Annotated in this window: 14 protein-coding genes and 1 pseudogene; 2 read left to right on the forward strand and 13 right to left on the reverse strand. The window is 69.9% G+C overall.

The window, feature by feature from the left end; genetic code table 11:
* Positions 1–113: pseudogene (locus ACIP64_RS03355) on the reverse strand (glutamine synthetase); the annotation flags it as partial.
* Between the two features lie 97 nt (positions 114–210).
* Positions 211–1,842 carry a glutaminase A gene (glsA, locus tag ACIP64_RS03360; RefSeq protein ID WP_401581190.1) on the reverse strand — a complete coding sequence of 544 codons (1,632 nt, stop codon included), beginning with the start codon at positions 1,840–1,842 and terminating at the stop codon, positions 211–213.
* Between the two features lie 771 nt (positions 1,843–2,613).
* Here glsA and ACIP64_RS03365 point away from each other — a divergent pair.
* Positions 2,614–3,087 (forward strand): hypothetical protein, encoded by a 474-nt coding sequence (locus tag ACIP64_RS03365; protein ID WP_401581191.1) that lies wholly within the window; start codon positions 2,614–2,616, stop codon positions 3,085–3,087.
* A gap of 202 nt (positions 3,088–3,289) precedes the next feature.
* On the opposite strand, the gene ACIP64_RS03370 is transcribed toward ACIP64_RS03365, so the two are convergent.
* Positions 3,290–3,928, reverse strand: coding sequence for a TetR family transcriptional regulator (locus tag ACIP64_RS03370; RefSeq protein ID WP_401581192.1), 639 nt, complete (start codon positions 3,926–3,928; stop codon positions 3,290–3,292).
* A 248-nt stretch (positions 3,929–4,176) separates the two neighbouring features.
* Here ACIP64_RS03370 and ACIP64_RS03375 point away from each other — a divergent pair, with 248 nt between their 5' ends.
* Positions 4,177–4,650 carry a cupin domain-containing protein gene (locus ACIP64_RS03375; protein ID WP_401581195.1) on the forward strand — a complete coding sequence of 158 codons (474 nt, stop codon included), beginning with the start codon at positions 4,177–4,179 and terminating at the stop codon, positions 4,648–4,650.
* A gap of 233 nt (positions 4,651–4,883) precedes the next feature.
* On the opposite strand, the gene fabG is transcribed toward ACIP64_RS03375, so the two are convergent.
* The 10 genes from fabG to npdG form a co-directional block, all read right to left on the reverse strand.
* Positions 4,884–5,663 (reverse strand): 3-oxoacyl-ACP reductase FabG, encoded by a 780-nt coding sequence (fabG, locus tag ACIP64_RS03380; protein WP_401581198.1) that lies wholly within the window; start codon positions 5,661–5,663, stop codon positions 4,884–4,886.
* On the reverse strand, positions 5,612–6,289 hold the full coding sequence (gene cofC, locus ACIP64_RS03385; protein ID WP_401581200.1) for a 2-phospho-L-lactate guanylyltransferase: 678 nt from the start codon (positions 6,287–6,289) through the stop codon (positions 5,612–5,614). Before cofC ends, fabG begins: the two co-directional genes overlap by 52 nt.
* Before the next feature lie 14 nt (positions 6,290–6,303).
* Positions 6,304–8,874, reverse strand: coding sequence for a bifunctional FO biosynthesis protein CofGH (locus ACIP64_RS03390; protein ID WP_401581202.1), 2,571 nt, complete (start codon positions 8,872–8,874; stop codon positions 6,304–6,306).
* 31 nt (positions 8,875–8,905) lie between these two features.
* Positions 8,906–10,063 carry an acyl-CoA dehydrogenase family protein gene (locus ACIP64_RS03395; protein WP_401581205.1) on the reverse strand — a complete coding sequence of 386 codons (1,158 nt, stop codon included), beginning with the start codon at positions 10,061–10,063 and terminating at the stop codon, positions 8,906–8,908.
* Positions 10,064–10,116: 53 nt separating this feature from the next.
* The gene (locus ACIP64_RS03400; protein WP_401581208.1) at positions 10,117–10,773 is read right to left on the reverse strand and encodes an enoyl-CoA hydratase/isomerase family protein; all 657 of its coding nucleotides are present in this window, start codon (positions 10,771–10,773) and stop codon (positions 10,117–10,119) included.
* Positions 10,770–11,819: an LLM class flavin-dependent oxidoreductase gene (locus ACIP64_RS03405; protein ID WP_401581211.1), complete on the reverse strand. Its 1,050-nt coding sequence runs from the start codon at positions 11,817–11,819 to the stop codon at positions 10,770–10,772. The genes ACIP64_RS03400 and ACIP64_RS03405 overlap by 4 nt, the downstream gene beginning before the upstream one ends.
* 252 nt (positions 11,820–12,071) lie before the next feature.
* The gene (locus tag ACIP64_RS03410; protein WP_401581214.1) at positions 12,072–12,374 is read right to left on the reverse strand and encodes a muconolactone Delta-isomerase family protein; all 303 of its coding nucleotides are present in this window, start codon (positions 12,372–12,374) and stop codon (positions 12,072–12,074) included.
* An 83-nt stretch (positions 12,375–12,457) separates the two neighbouring features.
* Complete coding sequence (locus tag ACIP64_RS03415) at positions 12,458–13,336, reverse strand: ABC transporter substrate-binding protein (protein WP_401581217.1); 879 nt, start codon at positions 13,334–13,336, stop codon at positions 12,458–12,460.
* Between the two features lie 185 nt (positions 13,337–13,521).
* Positions 13,522–13,872: an NIPSNAP family protein gene (locus ACIP64_RS03420; protein ID WP_401581219.1), complete on the reverse strand. Its 351-nt coding sequence runs from the start codon at positions 13,870–13,872 to the stop codon at positions 13,522–13,524.
* Complete coding sequence (gene npdG / locus ACIP64_RS03425; RefSeq protein WP_401581222.1) at positions 13,869–14,537, reverse strand: NADPH-dependent F420 reductase; 669 nt, start codon at positions 14,535–14,537, stop codon at positions 13,869–13,871. Before npdG ends, ACIP64_RS03420 begins: the two co-directional genes overlap by 4 nt.
* Positions 14,538–14,562: the final 25 nt, after the last annotated feature.

Raw genomic sequence — 14,562 nt, forward strand, 5'->3', positions numbered from 1 at the left:
TCGAAGCCCCAGACACCCGGCGCCTCGCCGTCGGCCAGGATCTTGGTCTTCGAGCGCAGCTTCGCGGTCGGCTCGGTACCGTCGATCCAGATGTATTCAGCCTTGAAAGCCACTTGCTCTCTTCTCCTTGCTGGGTGGGTGCCTGCCGGCGGTCGGCAGGACGTGGGTGGCGGCGCGGCGATTCGCGCCGTCGCGGGTGGTGGTGGCCCGTCAGCCGACAGCGGCCGGCGCAGGCTGGAGGAGCTTGACCACGTGGTCGTGGCCGCCGCGCTGGGCGTCGGAGTGCGGCGTGCCGCCCCACCGGTCCTCGATCCCGGGATCGGCGCCCTGGGCCAGGAGGTACTGGACGACCTCGACGTGTCCTTCGGAGGCGGCCAGGTGAAGGGCGGTCCGCTTGTCGTAGTCGCAGGAGTTGGGGTCCTTGCCCGTCGCCAGCGCGATGCGGACCTCATCGAGGTCGCCCTGGCTCGCCGCCCACAGCAACCGCATCGTGGACGCGATCTCCTCCTCGTTCTTGCCGCGCCGCGGATCACGCTTGCCGGACACCTCGCCGGCGGCGAAGGAGTCGTAGACATGGAAGTTGAAACGGCCCACCAGTTCCTTGCAGAACGCCACACCGCGCACCGAGTTGCCCAGCGCGTCCAGCCGCGGGGACCACACGCAGATGCCCATCACGCCAGGGACCACGATCATCAACCCGCCGGACACACCGCTCTTGGCGGGCAGCCCGATGGTGAAGGCGAACTCACCGGAGTAGTCGTACATCCCGCACGACGACATCAGCGACAAGCACTTGCGCACCGTGTCCGCGGAGAAGACCCGCTCCCCGGTCAGCGGGTTCACCCCGCCGTTGGCCAGCGACGCGGCCACCGTCGACAGCGAACGGGCATCCACCTCGATCGAGCAGCACTGGAAGTAGAACTCCAGCGTCTCCACCAGATCGGTGCCCTCCGGGAACGAGCCGTGCTCCCGCATGAAATACCCCAGGGCGAAATTGCGGTCCGCGGTGCGACGCTCGGAGAGATAGACCGCGTTGTTGAAACCCACCCGGCCACCGCCGGACAGCCTGCGCCAGGTCTCGGCGACGTAGTCGAAGCGGTCGGCCGTGTCCTGCTTCGGGCGGATCAGCGAGCACGACATGATGGCACCCGAGTTGATCATCGGGTTGTGCGGCAGGCCGTCGCTGTTCAGTGTGAGCTCGTTGAATCCACGGCCGCTGGGTTCCCGGCCCACGTGCTGGTGCACGACGTCGGCGCCGTGCTCCTCCAGCGTCAGGCAGTAGTTGATCGGCTTGCACACCGACTGCACACAGAACTGCGTGTCGGCGTCACCGACCGCGAAACGCTGCCCGTCGATCGTGCACAAGGCGATCCCGAACCGCTCCGGATCCACTCGGCCCAACTGTGGGATGTAATCCGCGACATGTCCACCGTTCACACGACGCAAATCCTCGTAGATCGCGGAAATCTCGGTCTGGTGCGCGCCGAAGTCCGGAATCACGAAGTCTCCCTTGACGGACTTCACGACGACACCGCCGCCCATCTTGCACAGGGCGATGAACCGGTGGAGATCGATTCGGGACCGGCCTTCGATGTCGGCCCCCCGGCGCAGTGCTGCCCACACCTCGGTGACCCGCGGGTCGGTTTCCGAAACACCGGACTCCCGAAGCCGTGCGGCCAGCACGGCAGCGGCGATCCGGCCGTCCTCACCGACACCCAGGGAGGTGAACAACTTGCCGTAGTACCCGGCATCGAAGGCCTCGCCGTCCGGCCGGGCACTCGGCGCCTTGGGTGCGACGCCAGCGTGGCGCGGCCGGGAACCGGCCTTGGGGGTTGCTGGCATGGCAAGGTTTCTCTTTCTCAAGACGGAGTATTTTCGCTGCGCGGCTCACCTTGGGTGACGATTCCCTGGACGCACTTCACGTGGGTGCATATGGGGACGGAGGCGATATCGGGTCACGGCGAGGGTGCCGGTCGTGACGCGGACCGCAGAAAGTGGTGCTCGTCCGCCGGCGCGGGGTAGGGCGGGGCGGGACTGTGCCACGCCTGTCACTCACCGGTAGGTAAGTGGTTGACGTGTCCCCCAATTGTAAGGACCTATGGTTCATCGTTCAACTTTCACTCTTTGCAGCCACACAGTCGCCCACCGTGGACGACTCCGCCCAGGGATCGGATTCGGAATCGATCAACGACCACCGGAGCACTGGCTGCAACCTGTGCCACACAGCGTGCACCCTCGTGACCTCTGATGCGTATATGAAATGTTGCGAGGTGAGCCCAAAGGAACGCTTAAGGGCCCCCCGACGGAGGGCGGGGTGGTTGCCCCTGCACACGCAAGGGACCGAGGTGGTTGATCAGTCAACCTCTCCCATAGCATCGAGGGAGCGCAATCCCTCACTCCCCGCAGAGCAGGTCGGACGCACCGCAGACTTCCGACTGCAGCAGGTGGTACGCGGGGCGCGTCGACTCCGCAATCACGCCGGCGACCCGAGCCGTCCACCACGGAGCGCGTCTGCAGTCCGGACGCGTCGTCGAGCGAACCCGCGCCCTTCGCCGCTCCTATGCCCCGCCAACCCCGCCCGGTATCGTGCCCGTAAGGGGGAGACCGGCATGCGTGTGGGGCATCACAGGGCATCGTGGGCTGTCGCCGGAGGTCGAGGCACACGTCCGTGCCGAACTCGCCGAGCTGGTCGACGCCACCGGGGCGGAGGGCCTGGTCGGCATCAGCTGCATCGCCGACGGCCCGGACACATGGTTCGCCCAGACCGTCGTCGCGCACGGCGGCCGCCTCGAAGTGGTCGCCCCGGCAACCGAGTACCGCGAGAGCCTGCCCGCATGGCACCACCCCGTGTACGACGAGCTGATGGCCCGTGCCGCCGACGTCCACCACACCGGGTTGCGCGAGTCCGACTCGCGGGCCCATCAGGCAGGCAGCGAGATCATGGTGGGCCTGGTCGACCAACTGATCGCCGTGTGGGACGGGCAGCCGGCCCGCGGATACGGCGGTACCGCCGACGCCGTCGCCTACGCCCACCGCGTGGGTGTGCCCGTACGGATCGTGTGGCCCGAAGGCGCCATCCGCGACTGAACCACCGATCGCCGAAAGCGCGGATACCGGCCTTCCGCGCCGCCATCACGTCCACGACCGGCACCGGCTCGATCGGCTTCTCCACCTCGGCGCCCGGCCATCCTCACCACCGCCGGCTACGGGCCGGCGACCACCCCGCGCATGCTGCGTGATCAGCCGGACCGGTACCTCTGGATTGCGTTGCTCGAGCCGGGTGGCTCGTCTACCAGACCGGGCCGGTGCACATGTGCTGAATGGTGGAGGCCAGCGCCCGCTTCAGTACGTCGGCGTCCGCCTCGGTGATCGCCTCGAACGTCAGCAGGTAGCGCCCCACGTGCAGGCCCAGCAGGTAGCTGGCCACCAGGGAAGCCCGAATCTCCGCCTGCTCGGGAGCGATGGCCGTGACGATGGGAGCGATCACGCATGTGGTGAACAGCTCCCGCATCAACGTGGCCGCCTCCGGGCGTTCGCATGCCGCGTGCAACAGGGTGATCGCCGTGTTGGGCCGGCCGTCCTGCTCCCAGGTCTCGAGGAACACCGCCGCGAGACGCTCTCCGATGCGGCCGGGGCCCCCGGCAAGCACCTGGCGCACGACCGTCTCGGGATCGAAGGGCCATTCGACGGTGGCGGCCAGCAAGCCCGCTTTCGAGCCGTAGAAGTGCACGACGAGCGACGGTCTGACCTCCGCTTTCCTCGCGATCTCGCGCAGCGACGTATGGGCGTAGCCCTTCTCGGCAAAGGCCGCGCGGGCAGCCGCGAGGATCGTGGCGCGCGTCGCCTCACCGTCCCGCAATCGCGCCGCTCCGGACGCCTGCGCGCCGGGCGGGCCGGAGCCGGGGGGCGGGGTTTTCGTCGCTGCCATATCAGCAGTCTGACACTCCCGGACTGAACATGTACAGTAGGTGCAGGATACAGCTGTACATGTACAGCACGGCGCGTTCGCCACGGGATTCGCTCCACCGCACGTGGTCCGTCACAGGCGCAGCGCACCGTCCCCACGGCGCCGGGGCGACGTACGTCACTCCGCACCGGACGAATCGACGACTCCTGAGTCGCCGGTCGAGTCCGCCGGGGGTCACCCGGGAACACGTCATAAGCGAAGGAGTCACCATGAAGGCCATGCTCACCCCACTGGTGGTGCAACCCGGTGAGGCGGCCGGGGCATCGCTCACGGACGGCGCGTTCGAACTGCTCGCCGACGGCGGTGCGGTCAGCGCGAGCAGGCTCACCCTCGCGACCGGCGCCGACGGGGCACCACCGCACCACCACAAGCTCTCCCACGAGCTCTTCTATGTGCTGGGCGGGGCGATGCTGTTCCGCCTCGGCGACACACTGACCACGGTGAAGAAGGGCGGGCTCGTCGTGGTACCGCCGTGCCTGCCGCATGTCTTCGGGGCAGCGGAGGGGGAGGTGGCCGACGTAGTGGTCGTGCTCAGTCCTGGCATCGAACGGTTCGGCTACTTCGAGCAGTTGGCCGCCATCAGTCGGGGCGAGGCGGACTTCGCGTCGCTCCTCCCCCAACAGGATCGCTACGACGTGCACTTCGAGGACCTTCCCGAGTGGCGGTCGGCCCCCTCGCGGTAATCCGCCCCTCCGCCCTCGGCCCGGGCCCGCACTTCCCGCACGCCGCCCTCGGTGCGGAAGGAGTTGCGGACCCGGTGCCGGCAGTACCGCGGCCTGGACCTGCGGCAGAGGGCGCTCCTGCACGGTCCGAAGCGTTCCGACGGATCGGAACCCCGCAACGTCCTGGGCCCGGAGCAGGCCCCGGTTCGACGGGGGCTGGCCGCGCGACGCGCGGAAGCCCTCGTCGTGGCTGATCACATGTGCCGGCCGCCGGTCACCTCGATGACCGTCCCCGTCAGGTACGACGCGAGGTCCGAGGCGAGGAAGAGTGCCACCGAGGACACCTCTGACGCCTCACCGGCACGTCGCATCGGGATCTCGGCGAGTTTCGCGTCCCAGATGTGGGGCGGCATCGCCTCGGTCATCGGCGAGCGGATCAGCCCAGGCGCGATGGCGTTGACCCGAACACCGTGGTGAGCCATCTCCTTGGCCGCCGCCTTGGTGAGCCCGACGATGCCCGCCTTCGCCGCGGAGTAGTTGGTCTGGCCGACGAAGCCGACCTTGCCGGAGATGGAGGACAGGTTCACGATGGCACCGGATCGCTGTTCCCGCATGACGGCGGCGGCCAGTCGCGTGCCGTTCCAGCAGCCCTTGAGGTGTACGGCGACGACCTGCTCGAACTGGTCCTCGGTCATCGTCCGCATCGTCGCGTCACGGGTGATGCCCGCATTGTTGACCATCACGTCGAGCCCGCCGAACGTCGAGACACACAGGTCCACGGCGCTCCGGACGTCCGACGCAGCAGTGACGTCGCAGGCTGCTGTCACCACCCTGTCACCCGCGTCGAGGCGTTCAGCGGCGCTGCGCGCCGCTTCGGCGTCGCGGTCGGCGATGACGACGCGCGCGCCCTCGCGCAGGAAGGTCTCGACCGTCGCGAGTCCGATGCCCTGGGCACCTCCGGTGACGACGGCGGCGCGGTCTTTCAGCAAACCCATCGGTGTCCTCCAGGAATGGTGTGTGCGGTCGGCATGCACCTGTACGTCTCCAGGGGGAGTCGGCCGAGCGCCTCCGACAGGTGGGGGTGTGAGTGGTTCACGAGCGTTGCCACCAGCAGCAGATGGTCGAGGTGGTCGACGTCGAATCGCAGGGCGGCGAGGTCGGATTCGTTGAGTTCGTAAGCGCCCGAGCGGCGATGGGCCGCTCGCGACCCGGTGCCGTACGAGGGCCGCAGGGCCTGTCCCGGGGTCGCCGCGAGCAGGGTCGTGCCACGGCACTCCGCATCGGCGACGAACGCCCGGTCGTACGCTCGCGCGCAGCTCAGAGCACGCGCGAGGACTGCGGGTTCGATGAAGGGAAGGTCCGCCGGAAGGGAGGCCACGCCGCACCGCGGATGGAGCGCTCGTGCCGTCCGCTCGCCATGCCGGATGGCCTCGTTGAGCCCGGGGCCGTCGGCAAGGACGGCCCGCACATCGAGGTCGTCGACGGTGTCGAGGTCGTGGATGCGGTCGAACACGACGACGACCTCGCCGACCCCGGGTGCCGCCTGCGCGGCCGCCACGGTGTCGCGGAGCAGGGCGCGGGCCACGCTTCGCCGGGCATGCGGGTCCAGTTGGAGGCGGCTCTTGGCCAGACGGAGGTCCTTCTGGGGTATCACGACCACCCAGTCCCACCGCTTCACCGCAGGAACCCGACACTCAGCGGCACAGCGCGCTGCACTTCGGTGTCGAATCCGAGCGCGGCCTGCGCGCGCTCAGCGGTGACGTCGTCGTACGTGGTGGTGCGCTGCCGGGTGGGCCGGCCCGCAGCGGCCGCCAGTTCCCTGATTCCGGCGATGGTCCGCATCGACCCGTTGGTCGAGCCGGCCATCCGGCTGATCGTCTCCTCCATCAGCGTGCCGCCGAGGTCGTTGGCGCCGCCGCGCAGCATGTCGACGCATTGCTCCGGTGCGAGCTTCACCCAGGAGCAGGCGATGTTGTCGATGGTGCCGTGCATGAGGAGCCGTGCCAGTGCATGGACGGCACGGTTGTCGCGGCGTGACGGGCCTGGGCGGGCGATGCCCGCCAGGTAGATGGGCGAGTTCTGGTGCACGAAGGGCAGGGGCACGAACTCCGTGAATCCGCCGGTCTCCTTCTGCAGCTCGACCAATGTCCGCATGTGGTCGACCCAGTGACGCGGCTCGTCGACATGGCCGTACATCATCGTCGCGGTGGTGTGGATGCCGAGTTCGTGCGCGGTCCGGATGACCCGGATCCACTCCCCCGCCGGGAGCTTGCCCTTGGTGAGCACCCATCTGACCTCGTCGTCGAGGATCTCGGCGGCCGTGCCGGGAACCGAGTCGAGGCCCGCGGCGCGCGCTTCGGCAAGCCATTCGCCGACGGTGATGCCCATGCGGGAGGCGCCGCTGATGATCTCCATGGGCGAGAAGGCGTGGAGGTGGATCCGAGGGCAGCGCCGCTTCACCTCGCGTGCCAGGTCGAGGTGGACGCTGCTGGGCAGACCGGGGTCGATGCCCCCTTGCATGCAGATCTCCGTCGCCCCGACCGTCCACGCCTGCTCGACGCGGTCGCCCGCCTCGCCGAGCGAGAGGCGGTAGGCGTCGGCGTCCGTGGCCCGCTGCGCGAAGGCGCAGAAGCGGCAGCCGACGTAGCAGACATTGCTGAAGTTGACGTTGCGGTTGACCACGTAGGTGACGACGTCACCGACCGCCGTGTGCCGCACCTGGTCGGCGAGCAGGCACAGCGCGTCCAGCGCGCGGCCGTCGGCGTACGCCAGCGCGAGCGCCTGGTCGCGGGTGAGGGCCGCCGGGTCGCGCTCGGCCGCACGCAGGGCCGCGGCCACGTCGGGGCCCAGCCGCTCGGGGGCGGTGGTCCCGGACGGCGCCGCCCTGTCCTTCAACTGGTCCGCGAGTACCTGCCAGTCACCGAAGGCGTGGTCGAAGTCGCCGCGCGCGGTGGTCCGCCGGCCTTCCCGGTCGATCGCGACGTGAAGGTCGGTGCGGCCGGAGGACTCCGCCTCGGCCGCTTCCTGCCAGGGCAGGCCCGAGGGCGACACGTCGGCGGCGAGGCCTGTGGCCGGGTCCGCCAGTGCCAGCAGGTGCGGTCGGACCCTGGCGTCGGCCCACGGGCCGCCCGCGAGCACGTACTCCGGCTGAACCGCGAGCCGTTCACGGAGGTCGAACCCGGCCTCCGCGGTCAGTTCCTTCAGCTTCGCCAACTGCGGCCAGGGCCGCTCGGGGTTCACGTGGTCCGGTGTGAGGGGTGAGACCCCGCCCCAGTCGTCCACGCCGGCTGCCAGCAGCAGGCGCAGTTCCTCCGGGTCCGAGAGGTTGGGCGGCGCTTGGACCCGCATCCGCGGGCCGAGGAGGATACGTGCCACCGCGATGACGGCGAGGTACTCCTCCAGCCCGGCGTCCGGGGCGGCTCGCATCGCCGTGTCGTGTTTGGCCCGGAAGTTCTGGACGATCACCTCCTGAACGGCGCCGTACTGCCGGGCGATCCGGCGGATCTCCAGAAGTGAGTCGATGCGGTCCGCGGGACTCTCGCCGATGCCGACCAGGATCCCGGTGGTGAAGGGGATGCCGGTCCGTGAAGCGTCCTCGATGACCCGGAGCCGGACGGCCGGTTCCTTGTCGGGCGAGCCGTGGTGGCAGCCGCCCGGCTCGGCCCACAGCGAGCGGGCGGTGGTCTCGAGCATCAGTCCCATGGATCCGGCGACGGGCTTGAGCCTCTGCAGCTCCGCCCAGGTCATCACACCGGGGTTGAGGTGCGGGATGAGCCCGGTCTCCTCGAGTACGAGGATCGCCATCGCGCGGACGTAGGACAGGGTGTCCTCGTAGCCGCGGGATTCGAGCCAGGACCGCGCCGCCTTCCAGCGCTCCTCAGGACGGTCACCGAGAGTGAAGAGGGCTTCTTTGCAGCCCAGTCGGGCGCCCTCCCGGGCGATGTCGAGGACCTGGTCAGGCGTGAGGTAGGGCGTATCGAGCCGCCCGGGCGTGGTGGCGAACGTGCAGTAGTGGCACCGGTCTCGGCAGAGCCGGGTGAGCGGCACGAAGACCTTCTTGCTGTACGTCACGACGCCGGGTCGTCCCGCGTCCGTCAGGCCCGCCGAGCGAACAGAGGCCGCGACCTCGCACAGCCGGGTGAGGTCCTCGCCTCGCGCCGCGAGGAGGGCGGTGGCCTCTTCGCGGTCGATGTTCTTGCCCGCCCGGGCTCTCGCCAGCGCCCGGCGCACGGGTGCGGGGTTCACCGTGTTCCCCTCAGGTGGATCTCGTCGCTCATCAGCCGGCTCGCAGTCCCATGGAGCGGGCGACCACGTTGAGCTGGACGGCGGGCGGTCCGGCGACGACGCGGGCGATGATGCCGTCGGAGTGGTGCATCGGCAGGGTGTGGTCGCGGACGTATCCGTACGCGCCCTGGATCTGCATGGCCAGCGCGGACGCCTCGGCGTAGATCTGCCCGGCCAGGAACTTGGCCATGGTGCTCTCCACTTCGCAGGCGAGGCCCGAGTCGAAGAGGCCGGCCGAGCGCCGCACCGCGCACCGGGCGGCGTCCAGGCGGACGAACATCTCCGCGAGCGGGAGGGTGACACCCTGGTACGAGGAAATGGTGCGGCCGAACTGCGCGCGCTCGTTGGCGTAGGTGACGGTCATGTCCAGCACCGATCCGACGCTGCCGAGGAATCCGGAACTGATCATGATCCGTTCCAGTACAAGGCGCTCCTTGAGGATCTGCCAGCCCTGTCCCGGCCGACCGAGCAGTGCGGAGTCGGGCAGGTGGACGTCGCGCAGGAAGACCTCGTAGATGCCGCTGATGTTGCGGCCCAGTGCGGGCATACGGCGGATCTCGACCGAGGGGTGGTCGGCGGGTACCAGGAAGACGGCCAGGTCGTCGCGCTTGCGGCCGCTGTCGCCGACCTTGACCAGCAACTCCATGACGGTGCCGGGCAGTCCCGCGCCCTCGCAGTAGGTCTTCTGGCCGTTGAGCACCCAGCCGCCGTCGACGTGCTCGGCCCTGGTGGCGACGCTCGCGGCGTCCGATCCGACGTCGGGCTCGCTCACCGCGACGGAGAACCTGCCGTCGCCGCTGAGTACCGGAGCCACGTAGGTCTGCCGCTGCTCCGGGGTGCCCCAGCGCACCAGGTCGCGGATCCCGCTGATGTTGAGGTTCAGCAGGGCCACGAGGTCGGAACTGGCCCGGCCGACCTCCTCGCACAGGGCGACGAGCAGTCCGGCGACGTCCTCGACGGGCTCGTCCGCGTCGGCGGCCATGTCGTACCAGCCGAGCTTCGCGATCTCGCGGTAGAGCTGTTCGGGATAGGAGCCCTCCTCGTCCCAGACACGCACGTCGCGCTCCGGGGCGTGGCGGGTGATGAACGCGCGGGCTGTCTCCCGCAGTTGGGCTTGTTCTTCAGTGTCGACGAAGGGACTTGGGCGCATGGTGGTCCTTTCCTGAGTCACGTGGTGGGGGTGCTGCCGCAGGTCGCGGCACGTCAGCCGCTGAGCGCCGCGCGGAGCTTGTGCATGAGGTCTGCCGGCGCGGCGGCGAACTGGTCCACGAGGTCGCGCGCGCGGCGGTCGAGGTCCGGGGCGGCGGTGACGTCGACAAGTCCCAGCCGGGCGAGATCGTCCGCGGTGAAGCGTTCGCCGGCGGCCAGCAGCCGGAACGCGAGGGCCGGGCCGACCGCTTCGCGCATCCGCCGGACGGTCGCGGCCGGAGGGAGGAAGCCCAGTCGTAGCTCCGGGAAGCGGAAGGTCGCCTCCGGCGCCGCGAGGGTGACCACCGCTGCCGCGGCCAGGGCCCACCCCCCGCCGACGGCCGGACCCTGCACCGCGGCGACCGACGCCGGGAAAGCCTCTATGAGGTCGCAGGCCTGCTCGATCAGCCGCCGGCGCAGGCCCGGTTGTCCGATCGAGGTGCCGTCGTCGGCCCGTATGTCCGCGCCCGCGCAGAAGGCAGGTCCCGATGCCCGCAGGACCAGGACGCCCGCGCCCTGGTCGGTGGCGTCCTCGAGCGCTTCGACCAGTTGCAGGAGCAGCGGGAGGTTGAGCGCGTTGCGTGCGGCGGGGCGGTTGAGGGTCACCGTGGCCACGGCGCCGTCGCGCTGGAGGAGGCACAGTGCCGGGGTCTGGTCCGGGCCGGCGTTCACTGCACCTCCGGGAGAATCTCGGAGGTCAGCAGCTCGACCGCCTCTGCCGGGTCTGGGCCCACGGGGGCCCCGACATAGGCCTCGGTGAAGCCGGCGCCGCGGGCGAACTCCAGCAGTTCGGTGAGCGCCTCGATGCAGTCCCCCGGTGTTCCGGAGATGATCAACTGGTCGGCTATCTCCTGGGGCAGCAGTTCCGCGGCGGTACGGACGCCGTGGCCCGCCGTCACGGCCGCCCGGGTCGCCGCGTAATCCGCCTGTTCGAAGCCGACGCGCTGCAGGTTCTCGTGCGGCTGCTGGCTGACGATCAGTGCGGCCTGCCTGCGTGCCGCGGCTTTGGCGGCGTCACGGTCCGACGACACGGAGATGTTCACGCCGTAGATGCGGGTGAAGTCGGGTCGGGTGCTGCGTTCCCGTCCGCGTTCGAGCCGGTCGAGGTTGCTCACCGACCCGAACTGGCCGCTGCGGAACGCGGCCAGGCTGTGCGCAGGGAAGTTGCTCGCACAGATCACACCGTCGGCGAGCTCGCCCGCCATCTCGAGTATGCGGGGCCCGGTGCCGGCGACGACCACCCGCACGGCGGGGTCCTTCACCCAGTCCAGGGACGTACGCGCGTCGTCGTGCAGACCCAGGTCCTTGCAGGTCACCGGGAAGTCGCCCATCCGGACGGCCTCGCCGCGCCAGAGCGCCCGGCAGATCCCGATCAGCTCGGCGACGCGGCCCACCGGATTCGACCGCTCCATCAGCGCGCTCACCAGGCCGCCGCCGGTACCGATCCCCATGGTGACCTGGCGACCGGCGGGCATGAACTCCGCCAGCGTGGCCATCGTCGATGCCTGCTCCAGGGGGTTGCGCCCGAACGGGAAGGTGACCGCGGTGCCGACGCCGGCTCCGGTCCGGGCCGCGATCGCGCCCAGTACGGCGCTCACACCTCGCGACTGCATCTGGTCGGTGACCCAGATCGTCTCGAAGGCGCGGGCGGCTACCTGGGCGACCTCGACCATGCTCGGTCCGGCTGCCCAGGCGTGCAGTTGAATGCCCTTGATCATCGACCCTCGATTCATTTTACTGAACTGCGTCCACGATATGGAACAAGCTAAGTAGGGAAGTTGCCCAGGTCAAGACCCCTGATTCCTGTCAACGGGTCCCGCAGGACGGCAGCCGGAGACGGCCGGCGCAGCCCGAAGCCCGCGACGGGCCGGGTGGTTGGCTGCCCGTCGCGGATAGGCTGCGCGGGCCGGGGCGCCCGGGCGAGGCGACGACCGAGGTCATCCATCGCCGCATCGGCGGCGTCGAGCGCCTCAGCCGGTGACGCCGCCCTTGCCCGGGTCGTTCGGGTGCGGCTGCAGGGCAGTGACGACCGAGGTCATCCACGGCCGCATCGGCAGCGTGTCGAGGACCTTGTCACGCAGTTCGGCCTCGTCGGCAGCGCGCCACAGTGCGATGCTGCGCGTCTGTCCCACCGGGCGCCAGAGCCGGACCAGATGACCGGCGGCAGTGAGCTCGGCGGCCCGAACGGCCTCCGCGGCGCGACGGCGGTCGACCTCGGCCGGATCCACTCCGTCAGGAATATCGGTGGTGACCTCCACCAGGAACTCATTCACAGGCCAGCCTCTTTCTGATGCTCGGAAAGTACGGTGCCGCGGCTCCCCGTTGGGCGGCCGGATGTCGAGATCCGCGGGACGCCCTACGGAGTGGTGGGTGCGGTGCGGTAGAAGTCGGCCGCGGCAAAGGTCGCCGGAACGCCGAGTTCCGCGGCGACCGCGGTGATCGCTTCGGCGCCGGCAGCGAGGTCCGCCTGGCCGTCGGCGGTGAAGTACGGCGCTATGAACTTCTCGTAGTGGGCCCGGACTTCCTCCTCCGTGTGCCCGCTGAGGAAGGCCCGCAGGTACCGCACCGCGGTGTCGGGGTCGTTCCGGATCACCTGCAGGGCACGCCGATGGGCTCGTACGACGGCCTGGACCGCGGGGTCGTCCGGGTGGACGTGGGTGGGGTCGACGGCCACACCCACCGTGGGGATCCGGAAGTGGTCGCCCACGAAGGCCAGTACGCTCCAGCCGTTCGCGGCCGCCACCGCCTCCGGCGCCATGGTGTCGCCGACCACGGCGGCGTCGATCTCGCCGGCGCGCAGCCGGCGCAGGTCCATGCCGTAGTCACCGGGCGAACGGACCTCAGTGCGGACGTCACGGTCCGGGTCGAGGCCGGCCTGGCGCAGGACGACGCGGATGAAGCAGCCAGGGCCGGTGTGCGGCGGATGCACCGCCAGACGCCGGCCGGCCAGATCGGCCAGGGAGTTCAGGCCGGGGCGGGCGAGGACCCAGAACTGCGGACGCTGGGTGTTGACGTTGAGCGCGACCCAAGGAATGCCCCCCACGAGCCGCGACAGCAGGGTCCGGCCGAGCCCGATGACCGCTCCGCGGCGCAGCCGTTCCGGATCCCAGACGCTGCCGTCGCGCAGAGCGACGTGGACGCCCTCCTCGGCATAGTGGTCCTGCTGGTCGGCTGTGTAGGTGACCAGTTCCTCGTGGGGACCGCGCCCCACGTATGCGAGATCGATCGTATGCATGAACGTCTCCCTTTGGGGGTCGTTGCGCATCAGCGGGATCGCGGTCCCGCGCGGCGGGCGGCGACGTCGAGCCGGCCGGCGGACCGGTGACCAGCCCCTGCGATGACGCTGTCCGCGTGGTGCGTCGGACGGGAGTCACTCGGGTCAGGGGCCCTGCCCGCCGGCCCGTCGTACAGGGCCTGCGGTCAGGAGGGGACCGGAACCGCCGAAGGCACACGGCGGGAAGTCACGTAATCGGGCTCGACGAGGTAGGTGCTCACGATGGTCTCGATCAACGGCCCCGCGGCCTCGGTACGTTCCTTCAGCGCGATCCACCGCGGATCGGCTCTGAATTCGTCCCAGTGAGCGACTGCCGCGGCGACGTCGTCGAACGCGCAGGCGTAGACGATCCGCCGCCGCTCACCGACGACCTGCCAGAACCCCCGGAGGTCCAGACCCACCTCGTCGAAGAGGTCGAGGGTCTCCTCGGCGAACCGGCGGTGCAGTTCCTCCTCACGGCCGGGCAGCGCGAGGTACTCGCGCAGTTCGATGATCACGCCGGGATCCCGGACACGGCAAGGCCGGAGCGCGTCTTGTAGCGGCGGTTGATGCCGATGAGCACCGCGGTGAGCGGTTCGAGCTGGCGCGCGTTGCGGAGGGGGCCGGCCTCGATGCCGGGTCGCCCGGTGATCGTCGCGGCCAGGTCGACCACCCGGTCCTTCGCGGCCTGGTCGTCACCGCACACCAGGACATCCTCGTGGTCGAGCAGTCCGTCCTCCTCCCACAGCGTCACCGCCGACAGGTGGTGGAAGGCGCCCACGACGACTGCGCCGGGCACCAGTTGCTGCGCCTGCTCGGCGGCGCTGCCCTCCTCGACAGCCAGGCCGTAGGGGCCATGCCGGTCGAAACCGAGGGGGTTGACACAACTGATCACCAGCTTCCCGGCGAGCTCCGGCGCCAGATCCGTGACCAGTTCACGATGGCCGGCCCACGGCACGGCGAGCAGAGCGATGTCCGCCGCGGCCACGGCGGCGCGGTTGTCGAGGCCGCGCACGTCGACATTCCTCCCGGCGCGGCCCTGGATCAGGACCGCCGTCTCCTGCGCACGTTCGGCCGAACGGGATCCGACGACGACCTGATGCCCGGCGCGGGCGAAACGCAGGGCCAGGCCCTTGCCTTGCGGGCCGGTGCCTCCCACGACAGCGACTGCGTGGTTCCCCATGGTTGTGTACTCCTCTCGGGTGAAA

Origin of the sequence: Streptomyces sp. NPDC088733 (assembly GCF_044751185.1) — a bacterium.
Classification (GTDB): Bacteria; Actinomycetota; Actinomycetes; order Streptomycetales; family Streptomycetaceae; genus Actinacidiphila.